13 protein-coding genes are annotated in these 18,140 nt (G+C 73.9%); 2 read left to right on the top strand and 11 right to left on the bottom strand.

The window, feature by feature from the left end:
- Window positions 1-15: 15 nt before the first annotated feature.
- The 4 genes from QBL21_RS27445 to QBL21_RS27460 form a co-directional block, all read right to left on the bottom strand.
- On the bottom strand, window positions 16-4,404 hold the full coding sequence (locus tag QBL21_RS27445; RefSeq protein WP_407564912.1) for an Rne/Rng family ribonuclease: 4,389 nt from the start codon (window positions 4,402-4,404) through the stop codon (window positions 16-18).
- Between the two features lie 222 nt (window positions 4,405-4,626).
- Window positions 4,627-5,409 carry a TIGR03936 family radical SAM-associated protein gene (locus tag QBL21_RS27450; RefSeq protein WP_407564913.1) on the bottom strand — a complete coding sequence of 261 codons (783 nt, stop codon included), beginning with the start codon at window positions 5,407-5,409 and terminating at the stop codon, window positions 4,627-4,629.
- Window positions 5,410-5,600: 191 nt separating this feature from the next.
- Entirely contained in the window at window positions 5,601-6,956 is a 1,356-nt protein-coding gene (locus QBL21_RS27455; RefSeq protein WP_407564914.1) for a hypothetical protein, read from the bottom strand.
- Between the two features lie 76 nt (window positions 6,957-7,032).
- Entirely contained in the window at window positions 7,033-7,533 is a 501-nt protein-coding gene (locus QBL21_RS27460; RefSeq protein WP_407564915.1) for a GNAT family N-acetyltransferase, read from the bottom strand.
- A 229-nt stretch (window positions 7,534-7,762) separates the two neighbouring features.
- On the opposite strand from QBL21_RS27460, the gene QBL21_RS27465 reads away from it, so the two are divergent.
- Window positions 7,763-8,236, top strand: coding sequence for a hypothetical protein (locus QBL21_RS27465; protein WP_407564916.1), 474 nt, complete (start codon window positions 7,763-7,765; stop codon window positions 8,234-8,236).
- A gap of 199 nt (window positions 8,237-8,435) precedes the next feature.
- On the opposite strand, the gene QBL21_RS27470 is transcribed toward QBL21_RS27465, so the two are convergent.
- The 4 genes from QBL21_RS27470 to QBL21_RS27485 all read right to left on the bottom strand — a co-directional run bounded on the left by QBL21_RS27470 (window position 8,436) and on the right by QBL21_RS27485 (window position 13,393).
- On the bottom strand, window positions 8,436-8,855 hold the full coding sequence (locus tag QBL21_RS27470) for a rodlin (RefSeq protein WP_407564917.1): 420 nt from the start codon (window positions 8,853-8,855) through the stop codon (window positions 8,436-8,438).
- Window positions 8,856-8,983: 128 nt separating this feature from the next.
- On the bottom strand, window positions 8,984-9,295 hold the full coding sequence (locus QBL21_RS27475; RefSeq protein ID WP_407564918.1) for a hypothetical protein: 312 nt from the start codon (window positions 9,293-9,295) through the stop codon (window positions 8,984-8,986).
- Between the two features lie 321 nt (window positions 9,296-9,616).
- On the bottom strand, window positions 9,617-11,584 hold the full coding sequence (locus QBL21_RS27480) for a TIGR03960 family B12-binding radical SAM protein (protein WP_407564919.1): 1,968 nt from the start codon (window positions 11,582-11,584) through the stop codon (window positions 9,617-9,619).
- 90 nt (window positions 11,585-11,674) lie between these two features.
- On the bottom strand, window positions 11,675-13,393 hold the full coding sequence (locus QBL21_RS27485; protein ID WP_407564920.1) for a CHAD domain-containing protein: 1,719 nt from the start codon (window positions 13,391-13,393) through the stop codon (window positions 11,675-11,677).
- Between the two features lie 130 nt (window positions 13,394-13,523).
- Between QBL21_RS27485 and QBL21_RS27490 the strand changes: the two genes are divergently transcribed.
- Window positions 13,524-14,087: a DoxX family protein gene (locus QBL21_RS27490; protein WP_407564921.1), complete on the top strand. Its 564-nt coding sequence runs from the start codon at window positions 13,524-13,526 to the stop codon at window positions 14,085-14,087.
- Window positions 14,088-14,138: 51 nt separating this feature from the next.
- Here QBL21_RS27490 and rodA read toward each other — a convergent pair whose 3' ends face one another.
- From rodA to mreD, 3 genes are read right to left on the bottom strand one after another with little or no spacing between them, the layout of a single operon-like run.
- Complete coding sequence (gene rodA / locus QBL21_RS27495) at window positions 14,139-15,338, bottom strand: rod shape-determining protein RodA (RefSeq protein WP_407564922.1); 1,200 nt, start codon at window positions 15,336-15,338, stop codon at window positions 14,139-14,141.
- On the bottom strand, window positions 15,335-17,422 hold the full coding sequence (mrdA, locus tag QBL21_RS27500) for a penicillin-binding protein 2 (protein WP_407564923.1): 2,088 nt from the start codon (window positions 17,420-17,422) through the stop codon (window positions 15,335-15,337). Before mrdA ends, rodA begins: the two co-directional genes overlap by 4 nt.
- Entirely contained in the window at window positions 17,419-18,138 is a 720-nt protein-coding gene (gene mreD, locus QBL21_RS27505; protein ID WP_407564924.1) for a rod shape-determining protein MreD, read from the bottom strand. Before mreD ends, mrdA begins: the two co-directional genes overlap by 4 nt.
- Window positions 18,139-18,140: the final 2 nt, after the last annotated feature.

Below are 18,140 nucleotides of genomic sequence, written 5' to 3' on the forward strand. Positions count from 1 at the left end.
CGGGCCTGAGCGGCGTCAGTCCTCCGTCGAGACGGAGACCGAGGGCGGGGAGCCCTGCTCCGCGGCGGCGGTCTTCTTGACCGCCTTCTTGGCCGTGGCCTTGGTCGCCGTCCTGGTGGCGGCGGACTTGGTCGCGGCCTTCTTCGCGGTGGTCTTCGCGGTCGTCTTCGCCGTCTTCTTGGCCGCTGCCTTCTTCGCCGTCGCCTTCTTGGCGGAGGCGCGCTTGGCGGCGGTCTTCTTACGGGTCCGGGGCTTGTCCGCGCCGTCCGCGGCGTCCGTGCCGTCGGCCGCCTCGGGGGCCTCCTCGGGGGCCTGGGGGGCCTCCACGGCGGCCACGGGCGCCGCTACGGGCTCCGCGGCCGGCTGGGCGCCCGCGGGCTCGGTGTCCGCCCCCGCGTCCGCACCGGCCGTCTCCGCCGCCTTCGGCGAACCGCCCGGCGACATCGCCTTGCGGGTCACCCGCCGCCGCGTACGGGCCGGCCGCGTCGCCTCCGCGGGCTCGCCGGCCTCCGGCCGCTCCACCTCGACGGGCCCGGCGGGCTCGGCGGACTCGGCGGGCGCGACAGGGGCCGCCTCCGCGGGGGCGGCCGAGGCCGCCCCGGCGTCGCCGCCGACGCTGACCTCCCGGGCCTCCCTGGGCTCCCTGACGTCCTTCGCTTCCTTGACGTCCTTGCCGTCCTTGCCTTCCTTGCCCTTCTTCTTGCGCTTGCCGCCGCCCGAACCGGCCGCAGTGGCCTGGTCCATGTGCACGATCACGCCGCGCCCGCCGCAGTGCGCGCACGGCTCGGAGAACGACTCCAGCAGGCCCTGCCCGACCCGCTTGCGGGTCATCTGCACCAGGCCCAGCGACGTCACCTCCGCGACCTGGTGCTTCGTACGGTCGCGGCCCAGGCACTCCAGCAGCCGGCGCAGCACCAGGTCCCGGTTGGACTCCAGCACCATGTCGATGAAGTCGATCACGATGATGCCGCCGAGGTCCCGCAGCCGGAGCTGCCGCACGATCTCCTCGGCCGCCTCCAGGTTGTTCCTGGTGACCGTCTCCTCCAGGTTGCCGCCCTGCCCGGTGAACTTGCCGGTGTTGACGTCGACGACGACCATCGCCTCGGTCCTGTCGATCACCAGCGAGCCGCCCGACGGCAGCCACACCTTGCGGTCCAGCGCCTTCATCAACTGCTCGTCGATCCGGTAGGTGGCGAAGACGTCCACCTCCGACGTCCACTTCGACAGCCGCTCGACCAGGTCCGGGGCCACGTGCGAGACGTAGCCGTGGATGGTGTCCCACCCCTTCGCGCCGCTGACGACGACCTTCGAGAAGTCCTCGTTGAAGATGTCGCGGACGACGCGGACGGTCATGTCCGGCTCGCCGTACAGCAGCGTGGGCGCGTTGCCGCTCTTCGCCTTCTTGCGGATGTCCTCCCACTGCTTCTGGAGGCGCTCCACGTCCCGGCGCAGCTCGTCCTCGCTGGCGCCCTCGGCGGCCGTACGGACGATGACGCCGGCGTCCTCGGGGACGATCTTCTTGAGGATCGTCTTCAGCCGGGCCCGCTCGGTGTCGGGCAGCTTGCGGCTGATGCCGGTCATCGAGCCCTCGGGCACGTACACGAGGTAGCGGCCGGGCAGCGAGACCTGGCTGGTCAGGCGGGCGCCCTTGTGGCCGATGGGGTCCTTGGTGACCTGGACCAGGACGGACTGACCGGACTTCAGCGCGTGCTCGATACGGCGGGGGCTGTGGGCGAGGCCGAGGGCCTCGAAGTTGACCTCGCCGGCGTAGAGGACGGCGTTGCGGCCCTTGCCGATGTCGACGAACGCGGCCTCCATGGAGGGCAGGACGTTCTGCACCTTGCCGAGGTAGACGTTGCCGACGTACGACGCCGACTGCTCCTTGTTGACGTAGTGCTCGACGAGGACGTCGTCCTCCAGCACGCCGATCTGCGTACGGTCGCCCTGCTGGCGCACCACCATCACGCGCTCCACCGCCTCGCGGCGGGCCAGGAACTCGGCCTCGGTGATGATCGGCACCCGCCGGCGGCCCTGCTCGCGGCCCTCGCGGCGGCGCTGCTTCTTCGCCTCCAGCCGGGTGGAGCCCTTGATGGACTGCACCTCGTCGCTGGGCGCGGCCTTGGCGCGGGGCTCGCGGACCTTGACGACGGTGCGCTCCGGGTCGTCGGACGCCCCCTCGGAGCCGTCCGCGCCCTCGGTACGCCGACGCCGGCGGCGGCGCCGGCGGCTGCTGGTGCTGGAGGAGCCGCCCTTGCCGCGGTCGCCGGACTCGTCGGCGTCGCCGTCGTCCTCGGCGTCGGCGTCGGCGTCCGCGTCGCGGCCGTCGGCGTCCTCGGACTCGTCGCCGTGCTCGCCGTCCTCGGCGCCCTCGCCGCGCCGCCTGCGGCGGCCGCCGCGGCGGCGCCGGCGGCGGCCGCGGTCCTCGCCGTCGTCGTCCTGCTCGTCGCGGTCCTCCGCGTCGGCGGCCTCGCCGGCCTCGGCGTCGATCCCGGCCTCCGCCTCCGCCTCGGCCTCGGGCTCGGTCTCGTCGGCGAGGTCCTCGGGCTCCTCGGCCTCCTCCGGGCCCACCGCCGCCTCGGCGGCGGCCCGCTGCGGCGTCTGGAACGCGGGCTCGGTGAACACCGGCGCCTGGAACAGCGCGAGCGGCGCGGCACCGTAGCCCGGCGCGGACTGCTCGGCCACGGGGTCGGAGAACTGCCCGCCGGCGGCGTCGTCCGCGACCGGCTCGGCGGCGGCGGAGGCGGCGGCGCGGCGGGTGCGGCGGCGGGGGGCCGCGGAGTCCGGCTCGGGCGCTGCGGACGCGGCCTGGTCGTTCGTGGCGTCGTCGGCGTCGGTGCGGGCGGCCTCGGTGCGGGCGGCCTCGGCGGCGGCGGCGCTGCGGCGGGTGCGGCGGCGGCCGGTGCCGGAGTCGGCGGGGGTCTCGGCCGCGGCCTGCTCGCCGGGCGCGCTCGCGGCGTCGGCGGCGGGTTCGCCCGCCGGTGCGGTGGCGCGGCGGGTCCTGCGGCGGCCGGTGGCGGCCGGCTCGGCGGTCGCGTCGGCGGCGGTGTCCGCGGCCGGTGCGGAGTCGGTGGCGGCCGTGGCGGCGGTGGTGGCGGCGGGCTCCGGAGCCTCGGCGGCGGGCTCGACGTGGGTGGGCTCGCCCGCGGGGGACGTGACCCGGCGGGACCGGCGGCGCCGGGTGCCCGCGGCGGGCTCTGCGGCGTCCTCGGCGGCGGCCGGCGCGTCGGTGGTCCGGTCGCCGGGCGCGGCGTCGGGCGCCGCGTCGGGCGCGGTCTCCGCGGCGTCGGCGGCCTCGGCGGCGGCCTTGCGGCGGCGTACGCGACGGGCGCGCGGTGCCGGCTCCTCGTCGGCAGCCGGAGTCCCGGCGGGTGCGGCGTCGGCCGAGTCGCCGGCCAGTTCGGCGGCGGCTGTCGCGGCGGCGGGCTCCACGGTCTCCGGGGTACCTGCGCCGCGTACGACGCGGCGGCGCCTGCGCCCCTTCGGCGCGGCGTCCGCGTCGGCGTCCTGCTCCGGCCGGTCCGCCGCGGCGGCGGCGCCGGATTCGGCCTCCGCAGTCGGCTCCGGCGCGGCCTGTGCGGCCGGCTCCGGTGCCGTCGTCTGCGGCGCCGCCTCGGTGCCGGCTGCCGGGGTGCCCGCAGTGCGGGTCACCCGGCGGCGCCTGCGGCGGGGGCCGGATTCGGCGGAAGCGTCGGCGCCGTCGGCCTCTGTTTCGTTGTCGGCCACGGTCTGGGCCCTCTCGTCGGTGCTGTGGTGGTGGTCTGTGGTGGCCGCGGGCTCGGGGTTCCCGGCCGCGGCGGGCTGCCGTACGGGTTCCGCGGCGGCCGTCGGCTGCGGCGTGGCCGCATCCCGTACGACCCGCCGCCGGCGCGGCGGCGCGGCCTCGGCGGCCGGCTCCGCGGCGCCTTCGGCCGGGGCGGAGCCCGGGGTCGCTGGCCCGGTGGGTGCGGACCCCGTGGGTGCGGGCCCGGTGAGCGCGGCCTCGGTGGGCGCGGGTCCGGGCTGCTCGCCCGCCGGCACCACGAAGGTGTCCGGCGCGGCGGCCTCCGGCGTGCCGGCGTCCCGTACGACCCGCCGCCGCGAGCGCTTCGCGGGCGGGGCGGCAGCGGCGCCGGATGCCGGCTCCGCGGTGCCCGTCCCGCCGGCGTCCGCGCCGGCGGGCTCACGGGTCAGGGCCGATACCGGGTCCCCGGCGATCGGCTCGGTCGTTCTCTGCGCGAGGTCCCCGCCGAGCGGCGAGGACGTGGTCTGCGGCACCTCCCCCGCCGCCTCCGCCGGCGCCTTGCGGCGGCGGAAGGGCAGGCGGTCGCTGGGGGTGTCGAGTGGTCCGCCGAGGGCGGCTTCGGCATGGCCGGTGCTGCCCGCGGAAGGCGACTGCGCTTCCGTGGGCTCGATCGGTTCGAGCATGCGGGCGGTTCTCCCGTCACGCCCCCGGGCGCCACCCCCCGTACAGCGGCGGCGCCCGTGCCGTGCACAGGCCCACCGCCCGGGACGTATGCGCCGCGCGAGGGCTCTTGTCTCGCTCGCCGGGCCCGCCGCCTCAGGCGGACCGGCGAAAGTCTGCTGGTCCATGCGCCTGCCGGACCCGGGGTGGCTCCCTCGTCCACCGGCGGCGCTTCGACACCGTCCCTACCCGGTGCCGTCCCCTGCCGTGGGCGGGGTTCCGCTCGCGACCTGCGGTGTGGCGGCGAGGGCTGTGGCATCGTCGCGGTCCGGCGCAAGCGGATCGGTCACCGTGCCGGTCTCCGCGTCGAGCGGCCCCTGCGCCAGCCTGGTCACCGCTGCCGGGACCGGCGGCGCCAGGTCAGCCGCGACTCGCAGGCCGGACAGGACGTCGTCGGGTCGTACGGCAGGTGTCAGGTGCCGCACTACCAGGCGCAGTATCGCACAGGGACCCGCCTGCGGCCTATCGCCCCCGTCCGGGAGCACGTCGAGCGCGGCCACCGCGCCGCGCGTGTCGAAGGTTCTCATCCCCTTCTTCGTCTGCCGTTCCACCTCGACTTTTTCCGCGGCGAGGAAGGCGCGGACCGCCTCCTCGGCCGTGGCGGGCGGCACGCCGTCGAGCCGCAGCTCCCACACCGATGCCGCCAGCCGGTCGGCGAGTCCGGGAGCACGGACCTCGACGGCGTCGACGACGTCGAGACCGGCGGGCAGGGACTCGTCGAGCAGCGCGCGCAGCGACTCCGGGTCGCGGGCCTCGGTGAGCGCGATCTCCAGGTACTCGGCCTCGCTCGCGGTGCCCGTAGGGGCGGCGTTCGCGTACGAGACCTTGGGGTGGGGGGTGAAGCCGGCGGAGTACGCCATCGGCACCTCGGCCCGGCGCAGCGCCCGCTCGAAGGCGCGCTGGAAGTCGCGGTGGCTGTTGAACCGGAGGCGGCCGCGCTTGGTGTAGCGGAGTCGGATGCGCTGCACCGGGGGTGCGGGCGGCGGGCCTTCGGGCTGTCGCTTGCCCAGGGTCGTTCAGTCCTTCGTTCGTGAGCTTGTCCTGCCCCCAGGGTACGTGCACGCCTTTCCGGGGGCTCCGCTCCGTCGGACTTTCATGTACGTCTCATGTACGTCGGACGCGCACCGCGTTGGGCGCCGGCGGGCCGCGGAAGCGGGGGTCAGCGGTGCCGGCCGGCACGCGGCGGCGCGTGCTTGACCAGGTCCACGGCGGGCGCCGGGACGTCCACCCGCAGCGGTCGCGGCAGCGGGTCCGGAGCGTACGGCAGCGCTTCGGGGGCCGGCTGCCGCGAGGCGCCGAACAGCGCGGTGCGCAGCTCCATGCGGGTGCGGCGGGCCGTCGCGCGCGCCGCGGCGACGGCGTCCCGCGCGGCGCGCCAGCCGTCGCGGACGGCGCGGCCCGCGGGGCGGGCGGTGGTGTTCCAGACCCAGCGGGTGAAGCGCCCGGCGGCGGCCCAGGCGGGGGCGAGGACGTGGCGCCAGAGGAGGACGAAGGGGAGGAAGAGCGTCCTCAGGACCCAGCCGACGACCGTGAACAGCCCGCGCACCAGCCAGCGAAGGCCGAGGCCGAGCGGCTTCAGGACGTACGACCAGAGCAGCGACACCGGCGCCACGACCAGCCACCGCCACACGAACACCACCGGCGCGACCACGATCCACCGCCACAGCCACGCCAGCCCCGCCCCCGCGGCCCGCAGCAGCCACACCACGCCCCGGCCCAGCGGCGCCAGCACGTGCCCGTACACCCACACCGCCGGCGCCACGACGGCCCGCCGCCACAGCCACATCGCGCCCGCCGCCGTGCCGCGCGCCGCGGCGGCGATGCCGCGCCCGGTCTGCCGCAGCGTCCAGACCGCGCCGTGCCCGACCGGCGTCAGCACCCGGCGGTACGTCCACGACACCGGCGCAACGACGAGCGTGTACGCCAGCCACCTGCCGCCCGCGCCGGTGGCCCGCGCGCCCGCGGCGACGAGGCCGACCGCGGTGCGGCAGACCCAGGTCACGGCGGCGCCGGCGGGGCGCAGGACGTAGCGGTGGAGGGCCGCCGCGGGGGCGACGACGAGGCCGCGCAGCAGCCAGAGGAGGCCGTGGCCGAGGGGGGTCAGGACGTACGAGTAGAGCCAGGACACCGGCGCCACGACCAGCCACCGCCACACGAACACCACCGGCGCGACCACGACCCAGCGCCACAGCCACGCCACCGCCGCTCCGGCGGCCCGCAGCAGCCACACCACGCCCCGGCCCAGCGGCGCCAGCACCTGCCGGTACAGCCACACCGCCGGCGCGGCCACCAGCCACCGCGCCAGCCACAGGAGCCCGGCGCCGAGCGCCTTCGCGGCGGCCACGAGCACGTCCCACGCGGCCCGCACGGGCACCACGAGGATCAGCACCGCCCACCGGACGGGCGCCGCAAGGCAGCCCCCGCCGGGCGTGCCCCCGCCGGGCGCGCCGCCGGGCGCCGCCGCTCCGTACCGCTTCCGGTCCGACTCCCGGTTCCGTTCCCACTCCTGGGCCACGGCCCTCATCCCCCTCGTCCGCCCGGCGAACCCGTCGCCGCCCCCGCCCGGACGTGCCCCCCGGCACCCCGCAGTGCTACGCCCGCGCCGCCCCCGTGGCGACCCAGTACCGCAGCTTCAGCCCCCGGCGGTCCTCGAACACGCCCCCGTTGGCCTCGATGACCTTCCGCGACCCGACGTTGTCGTGGTCGCACGTCACCAGCACGTCCGCAAGACCCAGACCGCGGGCCACGGGCAGTGCGTCGCGCAGCATAGCGGTGGCGTGGCCGCGCCGCCGGGCGGTGGGCCGGACGTCGTAGCCGATGTGCCCGCCCTGGTCCCTCAGCCAGTCGGTGAGCGAGTGCCGGATGGCGATGCGGCCGAGATAGGCGTCGCCGTCGACGTACCAGAGCGTGGTGCAGTGCACCCAGCCGGGGCGGATCATCGGGATCGTCTCGTCGGCCTCGGCCCGCAGCCCCGCGACGTACGAGGCGAAGACCGCGGGGTCGTGCCAGCGCCGGCGCCAGCGGCGGAGGTCCTGGCCGGTGGACGTGTCGTCGCCGACCGCGCCCCTCCCCTCGGCCTCGAACTCCTTCATCGCCCCGACGAAGGATTCGCGAAATCGAACGTGGGGGGTGGTCAATTGCGGCATCGGGCCATGTTTACGGGCTCCGGAGCCCGTCGGCAACCGGATAACCGGAGGTCACAGCGTATTCACAAAACAGTTGAGGCGAATGCGCAGCGTGAGGCTCACGGGAGAATTTCCATAAAACAAGGTGTTTGTGGAAGCATGACCCTGAAAGTGTCGTTTCTCACTGGTGGTGACCATGGGCCAGCACGCCTCCCGATCCTCTTCCCGTACGCAACGCGCCCTGCTGCGCGCCGGCCTGATCGCGGCGGCGGCGGGTTCCGCGCTCGCGGCCGGCGGAGCCGCCGGGGCCGCCGCGGCGGCGCCCGCGGACGGCGCGCCGGCCGCGCCGCGCACCGCGCTCGACAAGCTGCGCGAGCTGAAGGTGGGCGACGAGAACAGGATCGACGCCTCCGAGGCCGCCGCGGCGCTGACCGGCGTCGCCCAGGGCCTGGACACGACCAGGCAGACGGCGCTCGGACCGCTGACGGCCCTCCAGCTCAACCCGCTGGCCAGGACCGGCTCCGACCCGCTGGACAACTCGGTGGGCACGGCGGTCGGCGAGAACGGTGCGCCGGTGAGCACGGCGGCGGTCACCGGGCCGCTGGCCGAGGGCGCGTCGCTGTCGGAGCTGCCGACGGCCGGCCCGCTCGTCGGGGGTCTCGTCGGCTGAGCCGTGAGCCCGGAGCCCGCCCGGCGGGCAGACCGGCGCAGACCGGCGAAGACGGCCCGCGGATACGCTCCGCGGGCCGTCTTCGTGTGTCCGGGGCCGTGATCCGGTAGGTGTCCCGCGCACGCGCAAGGCCCCGGCCCGGGGCGAGCACGTGACTCGCCCCGGGCCGGGTACCGGGATTCCCCGTGTGGTGCGGGACTCAGCCGGCGTTGTTGCCCGCGCCGTTGCCCGAGAGGATCGGGAAGTCTTCCAGCAGGTGGGACAGCGGCGCGTCGCCCTGGTCCGCGCTGGAGTTCTTGGCGCAGGTCTGGTTCTGCTCCTGGTTCAGGACGTCGTCCACGCCGACGTTGACGAGCTGGATGACGTTGACGAGCTGCTTCGCGTTCTCCGCGACGTCGGGCAGCGCGACGCAGGGCTCGTTGAGCGAGCCGTTGACGAGGGCCATGTTCGGGCTCATGTAGCCGCCCGTCTCGGTGTTGCCGTAGGCGATCTTCGAGCCGTTGCCGTTGGCGTACGGGCCGTCGCCGCTGTCGTCTGCGGCCATCGCCTGCGGGGCGGCCAGCGCGGAGGCGCCGAGCATGGTGACGGCAACCGCCGCGGTCTTCAGGTACTTCTTCATGATTTTCTTTCCTTTTCCACCTGAGGGAACAACGATGCGGGCACGCTGTATAACTCCGCACCCTTGAGTGAGTTATCCGGAATCGCCCGTTCGGACGATCGGATTTTGTCCGGAGCGAAACCGACCGCTCAGGAGCCGCCTCGCGACTCCGCGCCGGTGGGCACCAGGGTGTTCTGTGGCAGGGCGCCCTGGATGACGTCGTGCGCCGCTTCGTCGACCGGCCGGGTCAGCTCTCGGACCGCCGGTCCGTCGACCGGCAGGCTGTGCTGCACCAGCTCGGTCGCGGGCCGGTTGACCAGACCCTCCACGGCCTGCTGGGCCGCGGCGTCCAGACTCAGGTCCGGGCTGGTGAGCCCGGGGTCGATTGCGCCCGCCGGGCCGGCAGTGCCGAGTGCCAGGGCGGCACCGCACAGGACCACGGCAGACTTGACGTACTTCACTTGGCATCCTTTCCGCCACGGAGTCTTCGGGCGAATTCCTTAACCGTCGGAGCGACGGCCGTTCTCCCGAAGCCCCACCTTCGTTATTCGAAACGAGGGCGGCGCGCCGACGACACGGCACGCGGAATAATCGCGTACAAGTCCCCCGTGCGGAGCAGTAATGAGATTGTCGGCGGATTGCAGAAAAGCACCCGCGGAATGCCATGAAATGCCGCCCGCGAGCGGGCACGGCGAAGCCCCGGACCGGCACTGCGGCCCGGGGCGGCCTGTTTTTTCGCCCGCGCGTACGGGTATGTCAGCCGGCCTCCCGGCCGGCCGTCGTCAACCTGCGTTTCCGCCCGTCCGGCCGTTGACCACGCTCAGCGGCAGGAGCTTCTTGCCCGTGGGACCGATCTGGATCTCCGTGTCGAGCTGCGGGCACACGCCGCAGTCGAAGCAGGGCGTCCAGCGGCAGTCCTCGACCTCCGTCTCGTCGAGGGCGTCCTGCCAGTCCTCCCAGAGCCAGTCCTTGTCCAGGCCCGAGTCCAGGTGGTCCCAGGGCAGGACCTCCTCGTAGGAGCGCTCGCGCGTGGTGTACCAGCCGACGTCCACGCCGTGCGCCGGCAGGGCCTTGTCCGCGCCGCGCATCCAGCGCTCGTACGAGAAGTGCTCCCGCCAGCCGTCGAAGCGCCCGCCGTCCTCGTACACGGTGCGGATGACGTCGCCGACGCGGCGGTCGCCGCGGGAGAGGAGGCCCTCGACGATGCCCGGCTTGCCGTCGTGGTACCGGAAGCCGATGGCGCGGCCGTGCCGCTTGTCGGCGCGGATGCGGTCGCGCAACTGCTCCAGGCGGGCGTCGGTGTCCTCGGCGGAGAGCTGCGGGGCCCACTGGAAGGGCGTGTGCGGCTTGGGTACGAAGCCGCCGATGGAGACGGTGCAGCGGATGTCGTTGGACCGGGCGACCTCGCGGCCCTTGGCGATGACCTTGGCCGCCATGTCCGCGATCTGCACCACGTCCTCGTCGGTCTCGGTGGGCAGCCCGCACATGAAGTAGAGCTTCACCTGCCGCCAGCCGTTGCCGTACGCCGTGGCCACGGTGCGGATCAGGTCCTCCTCCGAGACCATCTTGTTGATGACCTTGCGGATGCGCTCCGTGGCGCCCTCGGGGGCGAAGGTCAGGCCGGAGCGGCGGCCGTTGCGCGTCAGCTCGTTGGCCAGGTCGATGTTGAAGGCGTCGACCCGGGTGGAGGGCAGCGACAGGCCGACCTTGTCGGCCTCGTAGCGGTCGGCGAGGCCCTTGGCGACGTCGCCGATCTCGCTGTGGTCGGCCGACGACAGCGACAGCAGCCCGACCTCCTCGAAGCCGGTGGCCTTCAGGCCCTTGTCGACCATCTCGCCGATGCCGGTGATGCTGCGCTCCCGTACCGGGCGGGTGATCATGCCGGCCTGGCAGAACCGGCAGCCGCGGGTGCAGCCGCGGAAGATCTCCACGCTCATCCGCTCGTGCACGGTCTCGGCCATCGGCACCAGCGGCTGCTTCGGGTACGGCCACTCGTCGAGGTCCATCACCGTGTGCTTGGAGACCCGCCAGGGCACGCCGGAGCGGTTCGGTACGACGCGGGCGATGCGGCCGTCGGGCAGGTACTCGACGTCGTAGAACGACGGGACGTACACCCCGCCCGTCTTCGCCAGCCGGAACAGCACCTCCTCGCGCCCGCCCGGGCGCCCCTCGGCCTTCCACGCCTTGACGATGTCGGTCATCGTCAGCACGGCCTGCTCGCCGTCCCCGATCACCGCGCAGTCCACGAAGTCGGCGATCGGCTCCGGGTTGAACGCGGCGTGGCCGCCGGCGACCACGATCGGGTCGTCGTCCCCGCGGTCGGCGGCGGTCAGCGGGATGCCGGCGAGGTCGAGGGCGGCGAGGAGGTTGGTGTAGCCCAGCTCGGTGGAGAAGGAGACGCCGAGGAGGTCGAAGGCGCGCACGGGGCGGTGGGCGTCCACGGTGAACTGCGGCACGCCGTGGGCGCGCATCAGCTCCTCCAGGTCCGGCCACACGCTGTACGTGCGCTCGGCCAGGGTGTCCGCGCGCTCGTTCAGCACCTCGTAGAGGATCATGACGCCCTGGTTGGGCAGGCCGACCTCGTAGGCGTCCGGGTACATCAGGGCCCAGTGGACATCGACCGCGTCCCAGTCCTTGACGGTGGAGTTCAGCTCACCGCCGACGTACTGGATGGGCTTCTGGACATGCGGAAGGAGGGCTTCCAGGCGGGGGAAGACCGACTCGACGGTGGATGCGGGCACAGCGGTCATCGGGAAGGCTTTCCTCGGCGGTCCTGTGGTACGTACGCGGGTGACCATTCAGCGTAGCGCGCGCCCCGCTCCGAACCCTCTTCGCGCTGCTCAGAGATGCTGCCGCGACAGCCGCGGCAGCCGGTCGCGCAGCGCCGCCGCGCGCGCCTCCTCCCGCGCGTAGAGCACGCCGTACGTGAACGAGGGCTCCCCCGCCGCGTGCGCCTGCACCCCGATCTCGCGCAGCGCGGCCCGCGCCAGCACCCCGTCCTGGTAGTCGCCCAGCAGGTCCTGGACCTCCCTCATCACCGCGACGGCGATCCTGGCCTCCCGGCCGAGGACCGGGCGGGCCACCTCGGCGGCGTAGCGCGTGCGCTTGGCGGACTTGCGGGTCTCGTGGATGGCGGTGTCGCGGTCGGGGCCCGGCGCGAGGTCGAAGGTCTCCTGGAGGGAGCCGGCGAAGCGCCGGTACTGGCGGTCGACGGCCTTGCGGAGCACCGGCTCCGCGGGGCGGTCGGCGGCGGCGCGCAGCGGCGGGGCCGCGAGGAGCCCGTCGAGGGCGTCGAGCAGGGCGAGGTAGCGGCGGCCGTCGAGCACGGCGACGATACGGCGCCGGGAGCCCGTGCGGCGGGCGGCGGACCAGGTGCGCAGCCGGCCGCGGACGGGGCCGAGGACGAGCGGGCGGTCCAGCTCGGCCAGGCCGGCGTGGATGCGCTCGGTGAGCACCTCGCGGTCGCGGTCGACGCCGAGTTCGCCGGCCAGCCAGCGCAGCTCGGCGGCGACCGGGTCGGTGCGGGTGCGGTCGAGCACGGCGCGGTAGCCGCGGAACGTGCTGCGCAGACGGCGGCAGGAGACGCGCATCTGGTGGACGGCGTCGGGCTGGTCGCGGCGGACGGCGGGGTCCAGCTCGATGAGGGCGGTGACCTGGGCGCGTACGTAGTCGAGGACGAGGTCGCCGGCGGGGCGGGCGGCGGGCTTGAGGGCCTTGGGGGACTTCGGGGGCTTCGGGGGCTTCGGGGGCGTGGGGGGCTGCTCGGCGGGCCGCTGCTTCCCGCCGCCCTTGCTGCCCTTGGCGTCCTTGCTGCCCTTGCTGTCCTTGCTGCCCTTGACGCCCTTGACGACTTCGGCGCTCCTGCCGTCCTTGCTGCTCTTGCTGCTCTTGCTGCTCCCGGACTTCTTGCCGCCCTTCACCTTCTTCCCCGCCGCCTTCCCCGCCGCGTCCTCGTCCGTCTCCGCCAGCGCCCGCGCCAGCTTCGACGCCGCCGCCGACCGCCGCAGCCCGCTCGCGGTCAGCGCCGCCTCCACCGCGTCCAGCACCGCCGGCTCCGCCCCGGCGCTCAGCTCGACCTCCACCTCCGCCCACCGCGCCGTCGCGCCCGTCTCCGGGCGCTCCGCGGTCACCCGGTCGACGGACAGCTCCGCGACCGGTTCGCCGTTCGCGCCGAGCAGTCGGTGTACGTCCCGCTCCGAGCGGATGCGGACCACCGGCGCGAGTTCGGCGCCCCTGGTACGGGAGCGGACCAGCACCGCGAGGCGGCGCGGGATGCCCTCGCCGAGCGGGGCGCGGATCTCGTCGCGTACGCCGGCGGACACCGGCAGCTTCAGGTGCCAGCCCGCGTCGGCGCCGCCGGTGCGGCGGCGCAGGGTGATGCCGTCGGCCGCAAGGCGGCGGCCGGCCGTGTCGTAGTAGACGGCGTCGAGCAGGGCGGTGCCCTGGCCGGCCACCGCCGCGATGCCGTCGACGCCCGTCAGGTCCGGCAGCGGGGGCAGGTCACGGGAGCCCGCCGTGGCCTCGTACTTCCGCTCGATCTCACGCACCGTGTCCACCATGAATCGAATTTAGCCGCGCTCCGGCGGTTGGTCAGCAGGGGACGCGGGGCCGGATCGCGGGAAAGGCGCCGGGTGGCGAGGGCCCCGGGGGTGTCCTAGCGTCGCGCCCAGAACGGCAAGGAGCCCGCCCATGACCCAGACGCGCACCATCCCCGTCATCAGCTACGCCGAAGACGTCGAGGAGGGCGTCACCGGTGTCGATGCCGGGCTGCTGGTGCTGCGCGCGGTGGTCGGCGTGATCGTGGCGGGGCACGGGGCGCAGAAGCTCTTCGGCTGGTTCGACGGCGCGGGGTTCGACCCGACGGCCGCGTCCCTGGCCGCCGCCGGCTACCCCGCCGAGCGGACGATGACGTGGGTGCTGGCGCTGAGCGAGATCGTCGGCGGAGTCGCGCTGGCCGTCGGCTTCCTCACCCCGTTGGCGGCTGCCGCGGTGATCGGCGTGATGATCAACGCCGTGGCCGTGAAGTGGGGCTTCGACTGGAGCGGGCCGATCGCGGCGGCGGATCCGCGGGGCATCGAGTACGAGTTCCTGCTCGGCGCCGCGGGCGTGGCGCTGGCGCTGACCGGGGCGGGGCTGGTCTCGGTGGACGGGGCGCTGGGGGCTCTGCGCGGAGGGCGGCTCGCCGCCGGAGTGGCGGCGGTGGTGCTCGGCGTGGCCGCGGCGGCGGCGGTGCTGCTGTTGCGCCGGTTCTAGCGCGGGCCGGCCCCGGTTCCGTACCGCCGGGGCCGGGTCCGGCCGGCGCGCTCAGGCGGACAGCGGACGCTGCGCCTTGATGGACTGGAGCAGTCCCACCGCGATCCACACCGCGAACATCGACGAGCCGCCGTAGCTGACGAACGGCAGCGGCAGGCCCGCCACCGGCATGATGCCGAGCGTCATCCCGATGTTCTCGAACGCCTGGAACGCGAACCAGGCCACCACGCCCGCCGCCACGATCGTGCCGTAGAGGTCGCTGGCGTCCCGGGCGATCCGGCACGCGCGCCACAGCATCACGCCGAGCAGCACCAGGATGAGCCCCGCGCCGACGAAGCCCAGCTCCTCGCCGGCCACCGTGAAGATGAAGTCGGTCTGCTGCTCGGGCACGAACTGGCCCGTGGTCTGGCTGCCGTCGCCCAGGCCCTTGCCGGTCGCCCCGCCGGAGCCGATGGCGATACGGGCCTGGTTGGTGTTGTAGCCGACGCCGGCCGGGTCGAGCGCCGGGTTGGCGAAGGCCGCGAACCTGGCGACCTGGTACTCGTCCAGCATGCCCAGCGAGACGACGAGCGCCGCGCCGCTGACGCCGGCCAGCACCAGGCCCAGCACCCAGCGGTTCGACGCGCCGGAGGCCAGCAGCACGCCCAGCACGATCGAGGTCAGCACCATCGCCGAGCCGAGGTCCGGCATCAGCACGACGATCCCGATCGGCACCGCGGCCATGCCGAGGGCCTGGACGACGGTGCGGTGGTCGGGGTGCTCGCGGTCGCCCGCGTCGACCCTGGCCGCCAGGATCATCGCCATCCCCAGGATGATCGTGATCTTGGTGAACTCGGCCGGCTGGACCGTGAAGCCGCCGCCGAGGTCGAGCCAGGCGCGGGAGCCGTTGATGGTGCTGCCCAGCGGGCTGAGCACCATGGCGACGAGCACCAGCGACAGCCCGTACAGCACCGGCACCACCCCGCGCAGCGTGCGGTGGCCCACCCAGACGGTGGCGGCCATCAGCGCGATGCCGACGGTGGTGAAGATCGCGTGCCTTATGACGAAGTAGTACGGGTCGCCGCCGGTCAGATCGTCGCGGTTGCGGGTCGCGGACCAGACCAGCGCCGTGCCCAGGACCGACAGCGCGAGCCCGGACATCATCAGCATCCAGTCGATCCGGCGCACCAGCGAGTCGCGGGCGGTCAGCCTGCCCCACGTGCCCAGCTCGGGGGTGAAGCGCCGGACCGAGTAGCCGTCGGCGGCCGTCATGGTGCCTCGATCCTGCCGTCCGGGGAGATCTTCGGCAGCTTCTTCTGCGGCTTGGGCAGCAGCGCCTTCTTCGGGTCGATGTCGCCGCCCCTGGAGACGCCGTAGAGCGCGTCGTAGACCGCGCGGACCGCGGGCGCGGAGGCGCCGGAGCCGGTGCCGCCCTGGGACATGGTCATGACGATCGTGTAGTCCTCGGTGTACGTCGCGAACCACGACGTCGTCTGCTTGCCGTAGACCTCGGCGGTGCCCGTCTTGGCGTGCATCGGGATCTCGTCCTGCGGCCAGCCGGTGAACCGCCAGGCGGCGGTGCCGCGGGTGGCGACGCCCGCGAGCGCGTCGTCTATGGCGGCGTGCGTGGCCTTGTCCATCGGCAGCTTGCCGTGCGCCTTCGGCTCGATCATGTCGACCTTCTTGCCGTCGGCGCTGACGATGGCCTTGCCGACCGTCGGGTCGTACAGCGTGCCGCCGTTGGCGATGGCGCCGTAGATCGTGGCCATCTGGATCGGGGTGACGAGCGTGTCGCCCTGGCCGATGGAGTAGTTGACCGAGTCACCGGCGCGCATCCGCATGCCCTCCAGGCAGTTCTCGTACGCGATGCGCTCGGTGTAGTCGCCGTCCTGCTTGCCCTGCTTGCACCAGGCGTCCTTGTTGGCCCGCCAGTAGTCCTTCTTCCACTGCCGGTCGGGGACCCGGCCGGTGACCTCGTTCGGCAGGTCGACGCCGGTCTCCTTGCCGAGGCCGAAGTCGTGGGCGGTCTTGTAGAACCAGTCGTCGGGCTTCTTCTTCGGCTTGTTGCCGCCGTCGTTCAGCCACTCCTGGTGCGCGAGTCGGTAGTAGACCGTGTCGCAGGAGACCTCCAGCGCCCGGCCCAGGTTGATGGCGCCGTAGCTCTGCGACTCGAAGTTCTTGAAGACCTGGCCGCCGATGCTGTAGTCGCTGCTGCACTCGTAGTTGCCGTCGAAGTCGTAGCCGGCGTTGACCGCGGCGGTCGTCGGGATCGGCTTGAAGATGGAGCCGGGGGCCGACTGGCCCTGGATCGCCCGGTTCAGCAGCGGGTAGTTGGCCTTCTTTCCGGTGAGCCGCTTGTACGTGCCGGCGTCGATGCCGCCGACCCAGTCGTTCGGGTCGTACGTCGGGTTGGACGCCATGGCGACGACGCGGCCGGTGTCGGCCTCCATCACCACCATCGCGCCGGAGTCCGCCTTGTAGTTCGTACCGGTGTTGTCGTCGAACTGGGTGCGGGCCACCTTCATCGCCTTGGCCAGTTCCTCCTCGGCCAGCGCCTGCACCCGCGAGTCGATGCTCGTGACCACGTTGGAGCCGGGCACGCCCGGCTGCTTGTCGGCCTCTCCTATGACCCGGCCGAGCTTGTCGACGCGGTAGCTCGTCACGCCGGCCTGGCCGCGCAGCTCGGAGTCGTAGGAGCGCTCCAGGCCGGAGCGGCCGATCTGGTCGGTGCGCAGCAACGGGTTGTCGCTGTCCTCGGCCTGGGTGATCTCCTCGTCGGTGACCGGGGAGAGGTAGCCGAGCACCTGCGCGCTGTTGGCGTCGTTCGGCGAGCCGTAGCGGCGGACGGCGCTGGGCTCGGCGGTGATGCCGGGGAACTCCTCCTCGCGTTCGCGGATCTGGAGCGCCTGGCGGGCCGTGGCCTCGTCGGTGATGGGGATGGGCTGGTACGGGGAGCCGTTCCAGCACGGCTTGGGGGTCTTGGCATCGCAGAGCCGGACCCGTTCCATGACGGTCTTCGGCTTCATGCCGAGCACCCCGGCGAGCCTGGTGAGTATCGCTTCGCCGTCGTCGTCCATCTTCATCAGGTCGGTGCGGCTGGCGGAGACCACGAGGCGGGTCTCGTTGTCGGCGAGGGGTTCGCCGCGGGAGTCGAGGATGGAGCCGCGTACGGCGGGCTCGATGACCTGCTGGACGTGGTTGCCGGCGGCCTCCTCCTCGTACTCGTCGCCGTTGCGGATCTGGAGGTACCACAGCCGGCCGCCGAGGGTGAGCAGCAGCGAGAGCACGAGCACCTGGATGCCGACCAGCCGGACGGTGACCCGGGTGGACTTGCCGGTCTCCGGGATGTTGGTCACAGCCGCTTCACCCCTTTGATGCGGGTGGCCTTGGCGGTCTTGGACTTGGGGCCGAACAGGTTGCCGCGCTGCCGGCCGATGCCGCGGGGGCCGTAGGAGCGGGCGCGCTTGACGGCGGTGCGGCTGGCGGTGCCGCCGGCCAGCCAGCGGTACGAGGAGTAGCCGGCGGCCGAGCCGCCGGTGGCGGTCTCCGCGGCCTCGGCGGTCGTGTCGCGGTCTGCCTTGCGGGCCAGCGCCATCACCAGCGGCACGGTGAACGGGGCGAGCAGCAGGTCGTAGATGGCGGCGGTGAAGACCAGGCTGCCCAGGCCCACCCCGCGCACCGAGCCCTCGCCGACGAGGGCGCCGACGCCCGCGTACAGCAGCGTGGAGCCGACGGCGGCGCAGCCGACGACCATCATCGGGCCCGCGGCGGTACGCACCTGGCCGGAGTCGGGTTTGATCAGCCCGGCGAGGTAGCCGATGACGGCGAGCACGAGGGCGTAGCGGCCCACGGCGTGGTCGGCGGGCGGCGCGATGTCGGCGAGCAGGCCGGCGGTGAAGCCGACGAGGGCGCCGCCGACGTGGCCGTAGACCATCGCGAGGGCGAGGACGACCAGGAGCGTCAGATCGGGTACGGCGCCGGGCAGATGCAGCCGGGCGAGCACGGTGACCTGGAAGACGAGGGCGGTCACCAGCAGCGAGGCGCAGAGCAGAACGCGGTTCACGTGCCTCATGC

Source organism: Streptomyces sp. 184 (assembly GCF_045781775.1).
Classification (GTDB): Bacteria; Actinomycetota; Actinomycetes; order Streptomycetales; family Streptomycetaceae; genus Streptomyces.